We start from the raw sequence: 16,336 nt of genomic DNA, 5'->3' as shown, positions 1-16,336 counted from the left end.
CGATGAGCCTGACACTCGAACGCGGCGCTCTGCCCGGCACCGCCGAAGCGCGCCGCACCACAGCCCCGCACGGCACCGAGGCCCCGCACGGCACCGCCGAGGCGCGGCGTCCCGAGGCCCCGCACGGCACCGTCGACGAGCTGCGGGAACTGCGCCGCTTCGCCTTCGAACAGGGCGCCGGCAAGGCCTTCGTCGCCCCGGGCCCGCAGATCGACCCCTCGATCGGCACCACCAGCGGGCAGCTCCCCGCAGCGGTCCGCCCCGACGCCGGCCGCCCGCTCGCCCTCGGAACGTCCCGGCTGCTGCGCCGCACCCCCTTCCCCACCGGCCTCGGGCCGGCGGACGGGCCGGCAGCCGGTGCGCAGACCCTGGACCACCTGCTGGTCACCGCGTTCGGCCTGCAGCGCCGGGAGCCGTCGAACTCCTTCAACGACCACCGCGTCGTGCCGTCGGTCCGCAGCAAGTTCCCGGTCCGCCCCTACCTGCTGCAGGACGGCGCCACCCGCTACCTGGACGTCCAGCGCCACGCGCTCCTGGACGTCGAGGGCGCCCCCGCCGCCGACGGCGAGCACGGCACCACCGTGGTGCTGGCCGGGCGGCACACCGACCTGCCACCGCAGTACGCGCTGCTGCGCGGCCCGCTGGTGGACCTCGAAATCGGTCACAACCTGCGCAGCCTGTACCTCGCGGCCCAGCTGTTCGGGGTCCGGGCGGAGCTGGAACTGCCGACCCCCGAGCCCGAGGGCCTGGCCGAGCGGATCGGCATCCGGCCCGCCGAGGGCTGGGCCTACCCGGTCGCGGTCCGGCTGGACGGCGCGACCCCGCGCTGGCGCCCCGGCACCGACCGGCCGGCGCCCACCGGGGACCCGGCACTGGACCGGGTGCTGCGGATCGACCGGATGACCCGGCCGTCCGGCGCGCCCGCCCCGGCGGCCGAGGCCACCGGCACCGGCCCGTACCCGGTCGAGGGCAACGGCCTGAGCTGGGCCGAGGTGCTCTGGAACCGTACGGCCGGGCGCACCCCCGAGGGGATCGGAGGCTTCTCCGGCGTCCGGGCGCCCCAGCCGTACGCGGCCGTCGCCGACAGCCTGGCGCTGGCCTGCGCGCCGCCGCCGTCCCCGCTGCTCGCCGCCGTCGCCGGACACGTCCGGCTCACCCTCTGCGCCCAGGACGTCGAGGGGCTGCCGGACGGCATCCACCGCGTCGAGGACAACCGGCTCACCGGGCACCTCGCCCGGCCCGGCGTGCACACCGCGCTGGACTCCCAGTTCGGGTACCCGCTGAGCGGCGGCAACGACTGCTCGGTGCGGCACGCCACCTTCGTCTGGACCTTCACCGCCGACCTGCGCGCGCTGTTCGCCGAGCTCGGGCCCAGCGCGTGGAAGCTGCTGCAGTACGTGTGCGGCTGGTCGGCACAGGGCCTGGTGCTCGGAGCAGCGGCGTACGGCATGTACGCCCGGCCGGCCCGCGCCTTCGACGAGGTGCGGATCGCCCGCACGCTGGAGCTGGACCGCGACCAGACCGCCGTCTTCCAGGTGGTCTGCGGCACCGGCCGGTTCCGCGAGCCGATGCTGGACCTGCGGTCATGACCGCCACCCCGGGCGGCAGCCCCCGCTGGAGCTGCTGGCACCTCCACCTCGACTCCGCCGTGCCGGCGCTGGTGGACACCGTCCTGCTGGACGTGGTCGAGCCGGTGGTGCGCGAGCTGCGGGCCGACGGTGCGATCACCGGCTGGTTCTTCATCCGGTACTGGCAGCACGGGCCGCACCTGCGGCTGCGGCTCGCCGGTCTGGACGAGTCGGCCGAGCCCGGCGTCACGGCGGCGCTCGCCGAACGGCTGGCCCCGGTCAACGCCGGCATCCCGGACGGCGAGCGGATGAGCACCGAGCAGTACCACCGGAGCACCGGCCCGATCGCCAAGGCCGGCGAGGGCGGCGCGGACGGCTTCGAGGCGTTGCCGCTGGCCGAGCTGCGGCCGGGCGGGGTGCACCGCGAGCCGTACACCCCGGAGACCGACCGCTACGGCGGGCCGGCCCTGCTGGGGCTCAGCGAGTCGCTGTTCGGCGACAGCAGCGAACTGGTGACGGCCGTTCTGCGGACCCGTCCGAGCTGGAACGGCCGGGTCTCCTTCGCCCTGCTCGCTATCGCGGCGGCGGTCCGCGCGGCCGACCCGGACCAGGTCTCCCAGGAGCGGTTCCTGCGCGGACTGCGCACCTCCTGGCTGACCTGGGCCGGGCGCGCCGAGCACCCGGGCATGAACCCGCTCGCCGCCCGCGAGGCGTCGCTGCGCTCCGCGGGACTGCTCGCCGAACGCTTCCCGGGCGGGCCGGGCGCCCTGCCCGGTGCCGGCCGGGCCGCCGACCGGTGGGCGGAGCGGCTGGGCGCCGCCATGGACGTCTGGCGGGACGCCGCCCGGGCCGGGACGCTGAGCTCCAGCCCGCCGGAGATCCTCGCCTCGCACCTGCACATGACGCTCAACCGGCTGGGCTTCGGCCCCGAGCAGGAGGTCTTCCTGCTCAGCGTGCTGATCGAGCTCTGGGCGGGCCACCGTACGGCGGCCGCGGCGTGACCGTCACCGCGACGGCGGCCGGGACGACGGCCGTCCCGGCGAGCGGGTACGAGCGCGCCTGCGCCACCCTGCTGCCGGAGCTCGCCGAGCGGGTCGGGCCGTCGCTGGCGGAGGGCCGCTGGTTCGCACTGGAGCGGACGGCGGGCCGCTACGGCCGGGTCCTCCTCCCGCTCGGTGGCCGGGCGTACCACGGCCACGCCTTCGCCGAGGCCTTCGCGGCCGCCCTCGGCACGCCGGCCGCAGGGCCGGACGGATCCTTCTGGTGCGCGCTCGCCGGTGAGCCGCGGACCGACCCGGCCGTGCTGGACGGGCTGCGCTGCGGTCTGGCGCACGCCGCGGCCGCCCACGGCTTCGCGGTGCGCTGGCCGCGGGTGCAGGATCAGGAACTGCTCGACATGGCCGCGCAGTTGGACGGCCTGGACACCGGCGTCCTGCTGGTCGCCGAACTGTCCGACCAGGCGCCCGCGTAGCCGGTTCAGGCGCCCGCCCGGCCCGACCGGGCGCCCCGCCGCGGGCCGGCCGAACGGCCGGGCCGCCCGTGCGGCCCATTCCCCGGGATCGGTTGATCCCCCCACAGACCTCCCCCGTCAGGGGTGAGCGCCGGCCCTTTCCGGGCCGGCCCAGCTCCGCCGGCGTCCGCCGCGCGGAGTCCGGAACGCGGCCCGAACGGGCCCGCTCCCGGAACGAACCGATGACATCCCATGGAGATCCACAGATGAGCGAGTCCGTGAACACCCCGCAGGTCGAGTCGGCCGAGGTTCCGGCGGTCGACGTCGAGGAGCTGTCGGTGCTGGAGGTCGGCGACGCCGCCGCCCTGCCGGAGATGGGTGCTTCCAGCGGCGGCACCATGTGCTGCTCGTCCTCCTCGTCCACCTGCTGCTGCTGATTCAGCTTCAACAAGCGCACTGAGAAACGGAGTTCCAATCATGAGCGAGTCCATCAACACCCCGCAGGTCGAGTCGGCCGAGGTTCCGGCGGTTGACGTCGAGGAGCTGTCGGTGCTGGAGGTCGGCGACGCCGCCGCCCTGCCGGAGATGGGTGCTTCCAGCGGCGGCACCATGTGCTGCTCGTCCTCCTCCTCCACCTGCTGCTGCTGATCGAGCGGTACGCACACCGGCGCGCGGCCGCGACCGCGGAGCGGCGCGCCAGGCATCGTCCCGCGGGTGTTCCGGACCACCGGGCACCCGCGGGGCCCCGCACCTCCCGTACCACCCGCACCATCCCGGGCAGCCCCGAGCCGCCCCGGACCCCACCCCACCCCAGTCGCCGAACCATCGCGAGGAGCCATGACCGAGCACCACCGGGCCGGACGTACCGAATCGCCGGCCGATCCCACCGAGCTGGAGATCGAGGAGCTGTCCGTACTGGAACTGGGCGACGCGATCGCCCTGCCCGAGATGGGCGCCTCCAACTGGGGCGGCTGGTTCTGCTGCTCCTCGTCCTCCTCCGCCACCTGCTGCTGCTGACCCCGGACCGTCCGCCGTGCCGAACCCGACGCCCGCCAAGGAGATCCGCATGACCACCGCCACCGACCCGCTGGTGATCCGGATCCACGGCCGCCCCGAGCAGCCCCGCGCCTACGTCGCCGACGTCCTGGGCCCGCTCGCCACCGGACTGCGCCGCGAGCACCGGCTGCGCGCCGTCCACCTGCGCCGCGGCTGGCGCGGCGGGCCCCACTACGAGGTCGTCGTGCGGCCCGAGAACGGCCGCCCGCTGGACGTCTCCGGCTGGTCCGCCCTGGCCGAGTCCGCCCTGGCCGGCACCGCGCTCGACGGCCCCACCGAGGCGGACTACCTCGGCCAGGCCCGCCGGATGGAGCAGTGGGAGCAGACCGGCCGCTCCGCGCCGCCGCTGCGTTCCCCCGGCACCGTGCTGATCGCCTCCGACGAGGCCGGCGCCGACTGGCTGCCCGACCTGCGCGAGGCCCGCACCGCCGTCCAGGCCGCCCTGCTCGACCCGCTGCTCGCCACCCTGCGCGAGCACCGCGACGAGGACGCGCTGCTCGCCCACCTCGCCGAGGTGATGGCCACCCTGGCCGGCACCCACCCCGGCCGGCTGCCCTTCGGCACCATGTCCTTCCGCTCGCACGCCGAGGCCTTCCTCGCCTCGCCGCTCGCCGGGCAGGACCACCGCCCCGACTTCCGGCGCCGCTTCGAGCGGGACGCCGACCGCCTCACCGCCCTGGTGCGCCGCCACCTCGCCGACGGGCCGGGGCCGGAGACCGCCGGCTGGCACGCCGGCTTCCGCTACGGCTGGGGCTACCTGGACGCGCTGGTCCGCTCGGGACGGCTCGCAAACGCCTACCTGGACGGCTTCGCGCCCGCCGCCCCCGACGGCAGCACCCGGCCGCCGACCCGTTTCCACGCACTGACCGAGCAGTACGGGATCACCACCAACCCCGACGACTCCTTCGCCTCCTACCGCAGCCTCCTCAACTTCTTCTACGAGCTGCTGCCGCTGCTGGACGTCACCCCGCTGCACCGCTACTACCTCTGCTTCGCCCTCGCCGAGGCCACCGACCTGGCCCTGGGCGAGACCTGGGAGGAGCGCATCCGCCGCGCCGCACCCGCCCCGACCACCGCCACCACGACCACGGAGTGAAAACCATGGACTTCGGAATCTCGCTGCTCCCCGACGCCGGGCCGGACACCAAGTCGCCGACCGCCTACTTCGACGACGTCCTCGCGCTGGCCCGGATCGCCGACGAGGCCGGGATGAGCCACGTCAAGATGACGGAGCACTACCTGCACCCGTACGGCGGTTACTGTCCCAGCCCGCTCGGCTTCCTGGCCGCCGTCGCCGCGCAGACCACCAACATCCGGCTGATGACCGGCTGCGTCCTGCCGGCCTTCCACCACCCGGTGAAGCTGGCCTCGTACGCCGCGATGGTGGACGCGATCAGCCACGGCCGGGTCGACATCGGCTTCGCCCGCGCCTACCTGCCGTACGAGTTCGAGACCTTCGGCGTCGACATGGACACCAGCCGGGAGCGCTTCGAGACGACCATCAAGGCCGTGCTCCGCCTGTGGACCGAGGAGAACGTCACCGAGGACACCCCGTTCTTCTCCTACCGGGACGCCACCATCCTGCCCCGGCCCACCCAGACCCCGCACCCGCCCGTCTGGGCCGCCGCGGTGCGTTCGGCGGAGAGCTTCACCCGGATCGGCGAGCTCGGCCTCGGGCTGCTGATCACCCCGTCGCTGACCCCGCTGGAGGCCGTCCGCGAGCAGGTCGCGCTCTACCGCGACGCGTTCGAGCGCACCCACGGCGACAGCGGGCAGCAGCCCCGGGTGGCCGCCAGCCTGCCGGTGTTCACCGCCGAGACCGACGCGGAGGCGCAGCGCCTCGGCGACCCGCTGCTCGCCGAGTACCTGCGGGTCTGGGGCGGGGCCACCTCGTCCTGGAACAGCGCCACCTCCAAGGCGTACCCCGGCTACGACCAGGTCGGGAAGTACGTCGGGATGATCACGCCGGAGCGGCTGCGCACCGAGGGCGGCGCGGTCGTCGGCTCCGCGGCGACCGTCGCCGAGAAGCTCGCCGCGTTCCAGGACGTCGTGCAGGCCGACCACATCCTGCTCCAGGCCGACTTCGGTGCGATGCCCGGCGACGTCGCGGAGCGCAGCCTGCAGCTGTTCCTGGAGGACGTCCGCCCCAAGTTCCTGGCGGCCTGACCGGCCGCCACCCCGGCGGCGGCCCGACCGGCCGCCACCCCCCCCGGCCTCACCGGCCGCCCACCGGCGGACAGCACCGCCGCACCACACCGCCCGGCCGCCCGGAGCGGGAGAACGAGGAGATGAGATGAGTCACGACGCACCCGCGATCGTGCTGAGGGGCCTTCAGGTCAGCTACGGCTCCCACCGGGCCGTCGACGGTGTCGACCTGGAGATCCCGCGCGGCGAGGTGTTCGCCCTGCTCGGCCCGAACGGCGCCGGAAAGACCACCACCGTCGAGGTCCTGGAGGGCCTGCGCCCCCGCTCCGGCGGCGAGGTCCTGGTGCTGGGGCAGGACCCGGCCCGCGCCGACCGCCGCTGGCGGTCCCGGATCGGCGTGGTCCTGCAGACCGCGCAGGACCAGCCGGACGCCCGGGTGCGGGAGATGCTCGCCCAGTTCGCGTCGTACTACCCGGACCCCCGCGACGTCGACGAGGTGCTGGAGGTCGTCGGCCTCACCGAGAAGAAGGACGCGGCCCTGCGCGACCTCTCCGGCGGCCAGCGCCGCCGGATGGACGTCGCCCTGGGCATCGTCGGCCGCCCCGAGCTGCTCTTCCTGGACGAGCCGACCACCGGCTTCGACCCGGAGGCACGCCGCCAGTTCTGGCAGCTGATCCGCGACCTCGCCGCCGACGGCACCACGATCCTGCTGACCACCCACTACCTGGACGAGGCCGAGCAGCTCGCCGACCGCATCGGCGTGCTGGCCAACGGCCGGCTGGTGGAGGTCGACACCCCGGAACGCTTCGGCGGCCGCGCCGAGGCCGGCACCGTCGTCACCTGGCAGGGCCCGAACGGCCGCGAGCGCCGCGAGACCACCAACCCCGCGCAGCTGATCGAGGAGCTGTCGCGGGAGTTCGCCGGCGCCGTACCCGACCTGCAGGTGCACCGCCCGAGCCTCGAGGAGACCTACCTCGCCATGATCGGAGAAGCCCGATGACCATCGCCGCCCCCGCCCCCGCCGCCCCCCGCGCCCCCGCCACGCCGCGCGCGGCCGCGGCCGCCGGGTCCGCGCCGCTCCCGTCCCCGATCCGCCTGGGCCTGGCCCGCGGCCTGTTCGAGGTGCGGCTGCTGATCCGCAACCGCGAGGCCATGGTCTTCAGCATCCTGATGCCGATCATGCTGCTGGTCATCTTCGGCAGCCTCTTCGACCAGGTCGTGCCCGGGACCGGCATCAAGATGCGCGAGGTCACCGTGGCGGGCATGATCGGCTCGACCATCATGTCCTCCGCCCTCGGCACCATGGGCATCGGCATCGCGGTGGACCGCCACGAGGGCACCCTGCGCCGGCTCGCCGGTACGCCGTTCCCGCTGGTGTCGTACTTCATCGGCAAGGTCGTGCTGATCCTGACCCAGGCCCTCGTCCAGGTCGGCGTGATCCTGGCCCTGGGCGTCGCGATGTTCGGCTTCCAGCTGCCGAAGGACGCCGCGCACTGGTTCACCTTCCTGTGGGTCTTCCTGCTCGGCACCGTCTCCACCGCGCTGATCGGCATCACCATCGGCTCCCTGGCCCGGTCCGCCCGCAACGCCCCCGCGCTGGTCAACTTCCCCTACATCGGCCTGCAGTTCATCTCCGGAGTGTTCTGGGTGATCACCGCACTGCCCAAGCCGGTCCAGATCGTCGCCTCGCTCTTCCCGCTCAAGTGGATGACCCAGGGAATCCGCTCCGCCTTCCTGCCCGAGTCCTTCGCCGCCGCCGAACCGGCCGGGGCCTGGGAGCACGGACGGATCGCGCTGGTCCTCACCGCCTGGCTGATCGGCGGCCTGGCCCTGTGCTGGGTCACCTTCCGCCGCAACGCCCGCCGCTTCTGAGCGACTGCGGCCTCCGGGCCGCGCCGGGCGTACGGCCCCACCACTGGTCCCCAGAGAGGATGGCCATGAACCACCCCGACCACCCCGCCGATCCGCCCCGCGCGGACGGCGGCATCGCCGACACCGTCCAGCTCCGCGTCAACCCGCTGCCCGCCCACCGCCTCTCCACCGAGGACCTGCGCAGGTCGCTCGCCCACCTCGCGCTGATCAAGCAGCAGCGGGACTCCTGGCAGCCGCTGGCCTGCGACGAGCTCTACTCGCTCGCCGGCACCGTCGAGGACCCGGAGCGCCGGCGAGGGGTGGTCGCGCTGCGCCGGGCGATCTTCAACGGCCGCGACCCGGGCGCGGCGGCGGACGGACTCCCGGAGGCGACCAGCGCCTGGCTCGCACTCCACCGGGAGTACACCGCCGTCGCCGACCGGATCCGCGAACGCTACGGCGAGGCCATCGAGCTGGAACGGCGCAACCTGGCCGGCCTGCTCGACAACCCCACCTTCGGCAAGGCCGTGTCGCTGCTCGCCCCGACCGTGCACGACACGGCCGTCCGGTACGGCGCCGCCGGCGGCGCCGCCGACCGCAGGCTGCGCAAGTCCGAGCGCGGACTGATCCAGTACGTCACCCGGGCGCTGCTGCGGACCAGCCCGCTCTCCCAGTTCACCGCCGTCGGCCTGGCGCACTGGGACGAGGACGGCCCGCAGCTCGACGAGGTCGAGTTCGACGGCGACGCGGCGCGGGCCTTCGCCGAGATCGACCGCTCCGTGCTCAACCACGTGCTCGGCGGCCTGCCGGTCACCGGCGGCCCCACCGGCTGGGTCACCGTCTCACCGACCCTCCGGGCCGAGGCCGACCGGGTCTACTTCCCCCGCGTGGACGGCGACCAGGTGCGGATGCTCTCCGCCCCGCTCACCCGTCACCTGCGGCTGCTGCTCGCGATGGCCGGGATGGGCCCGTACCACGTCGACCACCTGGCGGAGGACCTCGCCGCCAGGACCGGCGGCAGCCGGGAGGCCGGCGCCGACTACGTCGCCAAGGTCGTCGCCGCCGGCATGCTCACCGCCGCTCCCGGCCCGGACGAGCAGGACCGCACCGGCCTGCGCGCACTCGGCCGCCGCCTGTCGGGCGACCACCCGGCGGCGGGCCTGCTGCTCGACGAACTCGCCGACGTCGTCGAGGGCATCGAGACCGCGCCCGCCGGCCAGCGCCCCGCGCTGGTCGGCCGGCTGCCGCACCTGGAGGAGCGGCTCCTGGAGGTCAGCGGGCGCCCGGCCCGGCTGCACGTCAACGAGGACCTCGTCTTCCCGCCCACCGCCCCGAGCACCGCCGGCTACGCCGGCGCCCTCGGCGACCTCGCGCACGTCCTGGAGTTCCAGTCCGCCTACGACCGCTTCCACGAGGTCCGGGCCCTGCTCACCGCCGCCTTCGTCGAGCGCTTCGGCGCCGGCGCCTCGGTGGGGCTGATCGAGCACGCCGAGGAGCTGGTGAACGAGGTCTACCGGCGCGAGGACCTGCTGCGCACCGCCGGCCCCGACGGCCTCGGGCCCGACGACGGCAGCCTCGGGCAGCTCCACGCCCTGCGCCGCCGCGCCGTCGGGGCCCTGGTCCGCGAGGTGCACGCCGGCCGGCACCGCGACGAGGTGATCTGGGACGCCGGCTACCTCGCCGAGCTCACCGCCGGGCTGCCCGACCGCTTCCGGGCCGTTCCGCTCTCGTACGGGGTGCTCATCCAGCCCGCCGACGACCTGCTCGTCGTCAACGACGCCTACGCGGGCCACGCCTCGCTGAACTCCCGCTTCCTGCACGCCGCGAGCAGCACCGGCGGCCCTGCCGTCGACCGGCTCGCCGAGCGCCTGCTCGGCCTGTACGGCGCCGACGGCGCCCGGGTGCTGGAGGACCGCGGCCTGTACCGCACCAACATCAACCTGCACCCCCAGGTGCTCCCCGAGACCGTCACCCCGCGCGAGTGGGCCACCCTGACGCTCCGCCACGACCCGTCGGCGGACCGCCTGGAACTGCTCGACCGCGACGGCCGGCCGGTCCGGGTGCTCCCGCTGGGCTCGCAGTACAGCGAGATGTACCCCTTCCCGCTGCGGCTCGCCTACTGGCTGGTCGGCTCCGGCCGTCTGGTGCTCGACCTGCAGGAGAAGGCGCGCCAACGGCTCGCCGAGCGCGACCGCGGCGGCGTCCTCGGCCTGCCCCGGCTGCGGGCCGGCCGGGTCCTGCTCCACCGCCGCCGCTGGTTCCTGGGCGAGGGGGAGCTCCCGCAGCCCGGACCGGCCGAGGAGGAGGTCTCCTACCTGCTCCGCCTGACCGACTGGCGGGCCGGGCACCGGGTGCCCGACGAGGTCTTCGTCAAGACCTCGCTCTTCCAGCAGGACCCGTCCGACTACGTCGGCAGCGCCTCCGAGTGGCGGTCCTTCATCGACCAGCGCCGGCGCGGCAAGCCGCAGTACGTCGACTTCTCCAGCGCCCTGATGGCCCGGGTCCTGCCCAAGCTCCTGGAACGGCGCGGCGGCGGGTACCTGGAGGAGGCCCTGCCGAGGCTCGGGGAGCGGCCCAACACCTTCGAGTGGATCGTGGAGTTCGACCGCGCTTCCGGCGGCCGCTTCAGCGCCCTCCGCAGGGACGTGATCCGCGCGGGCCTGGTCGGCGTCTGACCGCTCCGCCGCCCGGGCTCGCGCGTCCGGCGACGGCGGCCGACGAGGGACGGGCGAGAGACCGACGACCGACGGGTGCGAGCGACGACCCGACGGGCGAGAGCGACGACCGACGACACACGGGCGGCCGGTGCGGCAGGAACCTGCCGCACCGGCCGCCCGTGCCGGTCACCACCTCAGCTGGTGGGGATGGTCCCCAGGCGGCCGGCCTGGTAGTCCTCCATCGCCTGCTGGAGCTCGCGGTGGCTGTTCATCACGAACGGGCCGTAGTGGGCGACGGGCTCCCGGATCGGCTGCCCGCCGAGGAGGACGACCTCGAAGTTGGCGCTTCGGGTGTCCTGGGCCTCGTCCGCCCGGATGGTGAGCGAGTCGCCCTCGCCGAAGACGACCGCCTGCCCCATGTGGAACGGGCGCCGCTCCTCACCCGCGGAGCCGCTGCCGGCGAGGCCGTACGCCAGGCCGTTGAAGTCGGCCCGCCAGGGCAGGGTGACCTGGGCGCCGGGGTTCACGGACACGTGGATCATCGTGATGGGCGTGTGCGTGGCGCCGGGGCCCTGGTGGCCCGCGATGTCACCGGCGATGAGCCGGACGAGCGCGCCGCCGTCCTGCGAGGCGAGCAGCTTCACGCTGCCGCCCCGGATGTCCTGGTACTTCGGCGCGATCATCTTGTCCGCGGCGGGCAGGTTCACCCACAGCTGCAGCCCGTGGAACAGGCCGCCGGACATGACCAGCGACTCCGGCGGGGTCTCGATGTGCAGCAGGCCGGAGCCGGCCGTCATCCACTGGGTGTCGCCGTCGGTGATGACGCCACCGCCGCCGTGCGAGTCCTGGTGCACGAAGGTGCCGTCGATGATGTAGGTGACGGTCTCGAAGCCCCGGTGCGGGTGCCACGGGGTCCCCTTCGGCTCCCCGGCCGCGTAGTCCACCTCGCCCATCTGGTCCATCATGATGAACGGGTCCAGGTACTTCTGGTTGATCTTGGCGAAGGCGCGGCGGACCGGGAAGCCCTCGCCCTCGAAGCCTTCCGGGGCGGTGGAGACGGCCAGCACCGGGCGCGGTCGGGCGCCTTCGGCGGCGGCCGCGACGCGCGGCAGAACGAGCGGGTTTTCGACGGTCACGGCGGGCATGTCGGCCTCCTTCGGGGGGTTCCTCTGGCCTACGTCCACGAGATTAGTTCAATCCTCAACAAGAAGCAAGTTGAACTTTGAACTATGTGGTGACGACTCGGCCTCGCGCCCCCCTCAAGGATGGATCGGGTCCGAAGCGACCGCCAGTCGCCGGCCGTGCGGCGGGCGGTCGCCCAGGGCTGCCGACCGTCAGCCGTACATCCGGCGCATGGTGAAGTCGACCATCTGCTCGACCGCCTTGGCGTCGAACACCATCCGGTGCTCGCCCTCCATGTCCAGCGCGAAGCCGTACCCGGTCGGCAGCAGGTCCAGGACCTCGGCGCCGGTGACGGTGAAGTGCTTGGAGTCCTTGCCGGCGTACCGGCGCAGCTCCTTCAGCGAGCTGAACATCGGGATCACCGGGGTCGGCGTGTTGTGCAGCGCCAGGAACCCGGGCCGGTCGCCGCGCGGGCAGTGCACCTTGGAGGTGATGAAGATGGCCTGGAAGTCCTCCACCGCCATCGACCCGGTGGTGAAGGCCCGGACGGCGTCCGCCAGCGAGGGCGGCGACGGTTCGGGGTAGAGCGACTGCTGCGACGCCTGCGGCTGCTCGCCGTACGGGCCGGGGCCGGGCATGCCGTTCATGCCCGGCTGCGGTCCCGCCTGCTGCTGGTAGGGGTCACCCGGGTATGCGTTCTGGTCATAGCCGTACACACGGACAGGCTATCGGGAGCGCAGCCGCTCGTGCGGGCGCCGATCCTGACAAGGAGTGGGCGTCCCGGCTTGTGGGACGTGACCACGTTCATAGCGGATTCACCGCCAGGGGCTTGAAACAAGTTACCGCTGGGTAGCATCATGATGCTTACTGGTGGGTACGGGACGCCCGAACGCGGCGGTCTCCCGGAAGCGACGAACCGGAGAAAACGGCCATGGGTCACTACAAGTCCAACCTGCGGGACGTGGAGTTCAACCTCTTCGAGGTGTTCGGCCGCGAGCAGGTCTACGGCACCGGACCGTTCGCGGACATGGACGTCGAGACCGCGAAGAGCATCCTGAGCGAGATCGCGCGCCTGGCCGAGAACGACCTCGCCGAGTCCTTCGCCGACGCCGACCGCAACCCGCCGGTGTTCGACCCGGAGACCAACACCGCCCCCGTCCCGGCCTCCTTCAAGAAGAGCTACCAGGCCTTCATGGACGCCGAGTGGTGGCGCCTGGGCATCCCGGAGTCGATCGGCGGCCAGGTCACCCCGTCCTCGCTGATCTGGGCGTTCGCCGAGCAGATCCTCGGCTCGAACCCCGCCGTCTGGATGTACTCCTCCGGCCCGGCCTTCGCCGGCGTCATCGCCGAGGAGGGCACCCCGGAGCAGCTGGAGGTCGCCAAGCGGATGACCGACCGCCTCTGGGGCTCCACCATGGTGCTGACCGAGCCCGACGCCGGCTCGGACGTCGGCGCCGGCCGCACCAAGGCGATCAAGCAGGAGGACGGCTCCTGGCACATCGAGGGTGTGAAGCGCTTCATCACCTCGGGCGAGCACGACATGTCCGAGAACATCATCCACATGGTGCTGGCCCGCCCCGAGGGCGGTAAGCCGGGCACCAAGGGCCTCGGCCTCTACATCGTGCCGAAGTTCGACTTCGACTGGGAGACCGGCGAGCTCGGCGAGCGCAACGGCGTCTACGCCACCAACGTCGAGCACAAGATGGGCCTCAAGGCCTCGAACACCTGCGAGATGACCTTCGGCGCCAAGCACCCGGCCAAGGGCTGGCTGCTGGGCGAGAAGGTCGACGGCATCCGCCAGATGTTCAAGATCATCGAGTTCGCCCGGATGATGGTCGGCACGAAGGCCATCGCCACCCTCTCCACCGGCTACCTCAACGCCCTGGAGTACGCCAAGGAGCGCGTGCAGGGTGCGGACATCTCGCAGTTCCTGGACAAGACCGCCCCGCGCGTCACCATCACGCACCACCCGGACGTGCGCCGCTCGCTGCTGACCCAGAAGGCGTACGCCGAGGGCATGCGCGCCCTGGTCCTGCTCACCGCCTCCACCCAGGACGACGTGCTGGCCGCCCGCCTGCGCGGCGAGACCGACGAGGCCGCCGAGCGCCTGAACGACCTGCTGCTGCCGATCGTCAAGGGCTACGGCTCCGAGAAGTCCTACGAGCAGCTCGCCCAGTCCCTGCAGACCTTCGGTGGCTCCGGCTACCTGCAGGAGTACCCGATCGAGCAGTACATCCGGGACGCCAAGATCGACACCCTCTACGAGGGCACCACCGCGATCCAGGGCCAGGACTTCTTCTTCCGCAAGATCGTCAAGGACGGCGGCCAGGCGCTCACCGCGCTGTCCGAGCAGATCCAGAAGTTCCTCGGCTCGGCCGCGGGCGGCGACGCCCTGGCCGCCGAGCGCGAGCTGCTCGCCAAGGCCGCCGGCGACCTGGAGGCCATCGTCGGCAAGCTGCTGGCCGACCTCTCCTCGGTCGAGCAGGACGTCAAGAACATGTACAAGGTGGGCCTCAACACCACCCGCCTGCTGATGGTCTCCGGCGACGTCGTGGTCGGCTGGCTGCTGCTGCGCCAGGCCGCGGTGGCCCTGGCCAAGCTGGAGGCCGGCGCCTCGGAGAAGGACGTCCCCTTCTACCAGGGCAAGGTCGCGGCGGCCCGCTTCTTCGCCAGGAACATCCTGCCGACCGTCACCCCGCAGCGCCTGATCGCCGAGGGCGTCGACAACGAGATCATGGAGCTGGCGGAGGAGGCGTTCTAGCCTCCGCCCACCCGGCGCCCGCCGTCACCCTTCCCGGGACGCCCCCCGGACACCGTCCGGGGGGACCCCGTCGAGTGACGCCTCATTGACCGCCTGACCCAACCCTCACGCCGAAGGGCCCGGTTCCGACCGGGCCCTTCGGTGTGCCCGGAGCCGTCGGCGGTCCGCCATGACCGTCCGCGACCGGGCGCAACCGTTGGGTGCGCGACACCCTTCACGGCGTCAGTTCACGGTTCTGTCTGCGTTCTGCATCCGTTGGGAGGTTCCGAGTGTCATGTCCGTGTACGGGCATATGCTCAAGGTGCGAAGCCGACCCCCCATCCGGCTTCAGCCCTCCCTCGACTCAGGAGCAGCATGTCGACCGCCGCCCGCCAGGCCTTCTTCGACCGGACGCACACCGATGATCTGATCGCGTTTCTCGGTACCTCACCGTCGCCGTACCACGCGGTCGCCAGCGCCGCGGAGCGGCTGGAGAAGGCGGGCTTCCGGCAGGTCTCCGAGACGGACGCCTGGGACGCGGCGGCCGGCGGGCGGTACCTGATCCGCGGCGGCGCGCTGATCGCCTGGTTCGTGCCGGAGGGCGCCGGCCCCCAGACGCCGTTCCGGGTGGTCGGCACCCACACCGACTCGCCGAACCTGCGGGTCAAGCCGGTGCCGGACACCGGCTCGGCGGGCTGGCGGCAGGTCGCGGTGGAGATCTACGGCGGCGTGCCGCTGAACACCTGGCTCGACCGGGACCTCGGCCTCTCCGGCCGGCTCGCCCTGCGCGACGGCAGCGCGCGGCTGGTGCAGCTGGACGAGCCGCTGCTGCGCGTGCCGCAGCTGGCGATCCACCTGGACCGCCAGGTCAACGAGGGCATGAAGCTCGACAAGCAGCGCCACCTCACGCCGATCTGGGGCCTCGGCCCGGTGGACGAGGGCTCGCTGATCGCGTACGTCGCGCAGCGCGCCGGTGTCGAGGCCGCCGACGTGGCCGGCTGGGACCTCATGACGCACGACGTCCAGCCCGCCTCCTACCTGGGCCGGGACCGCGAGCTGCTGGCCGGTCCGCGGCTGGACAACCTGCTCTCGGTGCACGCCGCCGCCGCCGCCCTGGCCGCCGTGGCCGCCGCGGCCGGGACGGAGGGCGCCGAGCTGCCGTACATCTCGGTGCTGGCCGCCTTCGACCACGAGGAGACCGGCAGCGAGTCGGACACCGGCGCGCAGAGCCCGCTGCTCGGCAACGTCCTGGAGCGCTCCGTCTACGCGCGCGGCGGCAGCCCCGAGGACCGCGCCCGGGCGCTGGCCGGCACCGTCTGCCTCTCCTCCGACATGGGCCACGCCGTCCACCCGAACTACAGCGAGCGGCACGAGCCGGGGCACCACCCGATGCCCAACGGCGGGCCGATCCTGAAGGTCAACGTCAACAACCGGTACGCCACCGACGGCGTCGGCCGGGCGGTGTTCGCGGCGGCCTGCGAGAAGGCCGGCGTGCCGTGGCAGACCTTCGTCTCCAACAACGCGATGCCCTGCGGCACGACGATCGGCCCGATCACCGCGGCCCGCCTCGGCATCCAGACGGTGGACTGCGGCATCGCGGCGCTCTCCATGCACTCGGCGCGCGAGCTGTGCGGGGCGGACGACCCGTACCTGCTGGCGAGCGCGATCAAGGCCTTCCTGGAGGGCTGAGCAGCGGTACGACGAAGGGCCCGGCGCGGTTGCCGGGCCCTTCGTCGTGCGGTGCGGC

General features: G+C 73.3%; 15 protein-coding genes. 13 read left to right on the top strand and 2 right to left on the bottom strand.

The window, feature by feature from the left end:
- Positions 1-2 precede the first annotated feature (2 nt).
- The 11 genes from J5Y04_RS20985 (at position 3) to J5Y04_RS20935 (ending at position 10,745) form a co-directional block, all read left to right on the top strand.
- Positions 3-1,589, top strand: coding sequence for a hypothetical protein (locus tag J5Y04_RS20985; RefSeq protein ID WP_209413601.1), 1,587 nt, complete (start codon positions 3-5; stop codon positions 1,587-1,589).
- Entirely contained in the window at positions 1,586-2,569 is a 984-nt protein-coding gene (locus J5Y04_RS20980) for a thiopeptide-type bacteriocin biosynthesis protein (RefSeq protein WP_209413600.1), read from the top strand. The genes J5Y04_RS20985 and J5Y04_RS20980 overlap by 4 nt, the downstream gene beginning before the upstream one ends.
- Complete coding sequence (locus J5Y04_RS20975; protein ID WP_209413599.1) at positions 2,566-3,039, top strand: hypothetical protein; 474 nt, start codon at positions 2,566-2,568, stop codon at positions 3,037-3,039. Before J5Y04_RS20980 ends, J5Y04_RS20975 begins: the two co-directional genes overlap by 4 nt.
- Positions 3,040-3,284: 245 nt before the next feature.
- A complete protein-coding gene (locus J5Y04_RS20970; RefSeq protein ID WP_148643631.1) occupies positions 3,285-3,455 on the top strand; it encodes a thiazolylpeptide-type bacteriocin in 171 nt (56 codons plus the stop codon).
- Positions 3,456-3,495: 40 nt separating this feature from the next.
- Entirely contained in the window at positions 3,496-3,666 is a 171-nt protein-coding gene (locus J5Y04_RS20965; RefSeq protein WP_148643630.1) for a thiazolylpeptide-type bacteriocin, read from the top strand.
- A gap of 189 nt (positions 3,667-3,855) precedes the next feature.
- Entirely contained in the window at positions 3,856-4,035 is a 180-nt protein-coding gene (locus tag J5Y04_RS20960; protein WP_148643629.1) for a thiazolylpeptide-type bacteriocin, read from the top strand.
- Positions 4,036-4,084: 49 nt separating this feature from the next.
- Positions 4,085-5,170: a hypothetical protein gene (locus J5Y04_RS20955; protein WP_209413598.1), complete on the top strand. Its 1,086-nt coding sequence runs from the start codon at positions 4,085-4,087 to the stop codon at positions 5,168-5,170.
- 5 nt (positions 5,171-5,175) lie between these two features.
- Positions 5,176-6,240, top strand: a complete 1,065-nt coding sequence (locus J5Y04_RS20950) for an LLM class flavin-dependent oxidoreductase (RefSeq protein ID WP_209413597.1) — start codon at positions 5,176-5,178, stop codon at positions 6,238-6,240.
- A gap of 127 nt (positions 6,241-6,367) precedes the next feature.
- Positions 6,368-7,219, top strand: coding sequence for an ABC transporter ATP-binding protein (locus tag J5Y04_RS20945; protein ID WP_148643626.1), 852 nt, complete (start codon positions 6,368-6,370; stop codon positions 7,217-7,219).
- A complete protein-coding gene (locus tag J5Y04_RS20940; RefSeq protein WP_209413596.1) occupies positions 7,216-8,091 on the top strand; it encodes an ABC transporter permease in 876 nt (291 codons plus the stop codon). The genes J5Y04_RS20945 and J5Y04_RS20940 overlap by 4 nt, the downstream gene beginning before the upstream one ends.
- Positions 8,092-8,156: 65 nt before the next feature.
- The gene (locus tag J5Y04_RS20935) at positions 8,157-10,745 is read left to right on the top strand and encodes a lantibiotic dehydratase (protein WP_209413595.1); all 2,589 of its coding nucleotides are present in this window, start codon (positions 8,157-8,159) and stop codon (positions 10,743-10,745) included.
- A gap of 176 nt (positions 10,746-10,921) precedes the next feature.
- Here J5Y04_RS20935 and J5Y04_RS20930 read toward each other — a convergent pair whose 3' ends face one another.
- Together J5Y04_RS20930 and J5Y04_RS20925 are read right to left on the bottom strand one after the other, a co-directional pair.
- On the bottom strand, positions 10,922-11,872 hold the full coding sequence (locus J5Y04_RS20930) for a pirin family protein (RefSeq protein ID WP_209413594.1): 951 nt from the start codon (positions 11,870-11,872) through the stop codon (positions 10,922-10,924).
- Positions 11,873-12,061: 189 nt separating this feature from the next.
- Entirely contained in the window at positions 12,062-12,565 is a 504-nt protein-coding gene (locus tag J5Y04_RS20925) for an SseB family protein (RefSeq protein ID WP_374106062.1), read from the bottom strand.
- A 215-nt stretch (positions 12,566-12,780) separates the two neighbouring features.
- Here J5Y04_RS20925 and J5Y04_RS20920 point away from each other — a divergent pair, with 215 nt between their 5' ends.
- Positions 12,781-14,610 carry an acyl-CoA dehydrogenase gene (locus tag J5Y04_RS20920; protein WP_209413593.1) on the top strand — a complete coding sequence of 610 codons (1,830 nt, stop codon included), beginning with the start codon at positions 12,781-12,783 and terminating at the stop codon, positions 14,608-14,610.
- 354 nt (positions 14,611-14,964) lie between these two features.
- On the top strand, positions 14,965-16,278 hold the full coding sequence (locus J5Y04_RS20915; RefSeq protein ID WP_209413592.1) for a M18 family aminopeptidase: 1,314 nt from the start codon (positions 14,965-14,967) through the stop codon (positions 16,276-16,278).
- Positions 16,279-16,336 lie beyond the last annotated feature (58 nt).

The organism is Kitasatospora sp. RG8 (assembly GCF_017813315.1).
Classification (GTDB): Bacteria; Actinomycetota; Actinomycetes; order Streptomycetales; family Streptomycetaceae; genus Kitasatospora.
This window is presented reverse-complemented; position numbering and strand designations above follow the sequence as displayed.

Coding starts and splice junctions, on each gene's coding strand:
- J5Y04_RS20985 (WP_209413601.1), top strand. CDS start 3: ATGAGCCTGACACTCGAACGCGGCGCTCTGCCCGGCACCGCCGAAGCG.
- J5Y04_RS20980 (WP_209413600.1), top strand. CDS start 1,586: ATGACCGCCACCCCGGGCGGCAGCCCCCGCTGGAGCTGCTGGCACCTC.
- J5Y04_RS20970 (WP_148643631.1), top strand. CDS start 3,285: ATGAGCGAGTCCGTGAACACCCCGCAGGTCGAGTCGGCCGAGGTTCCG.
- J5Y04_RS20965 (WP_148643630.1), top strand. CDS start 3,496: ATGAGCGAGTCCATCAACACCCCGCAGGTCGAGTCGGCCGAGGTTCCG.
- J5Y04_RS20960 (WP_148643629.1), top strand. CDS start 3,856: ATGACCGAGCACCACCGGGCCGGACGTACCGAATCGCCGGCCGATCCC.
- J5Y04_RS20955 (WP_209413598.1), top strand. CDS start 4,085: ATGACCACCGCCACCGACCCGCTGGTGATCCGGATCCACGGCCGCCCC.
- J5Y04_RS20950 (WP_209413597.1), top strand. CDS start 5,176: ATGGACTTCGGAATCTCGCTGCTCCCCGACGCCGGGCCGGACACCAAG.
- J5Y04_RS20945 (WP_148643626.1), top strand. CDS start 6,368: ATGAGTCACGACGCACCCGCGATCGTGCTGAGGGGCCTTCAGGTCAGC.
- J5Y04_RS20940 (WP_209413596.1), top strand. CDS start 7,216: ATGACCATCGCCGCCCCCGCCCCCGCCGCCCCCCGCGCCCCCGCCACG.
- J5Y04_RS20935 (WP_209413595.1), top strand. CDS start 8,157: ATGAACCACCCCGACCACCCCGCCGATCCGCCCCGCGCGGACGGCGGC.
- J5Y04_RS20930 (WP_209413594.1), bottom strand. CDS start 11,872: ATGCCCGCCGTGACCGTCGAAAACCCGCTCGTTCTGCCGCGCGTCGCG.
- J5Y04_RS20920 (WP_209413593.1), top strand. CDS start 12,781: ATGGGTCACTACAAGTCCAACCTGCGGGACGTGGAGTTCAACCTCTTC.
- J5Y04_RS20915 (WP_209413592.1), top strand. CDS start 14,965: ATGTCGACCGCCGCCCGCCAGGCCTTCTTCGACCGGACGCACACCGAT.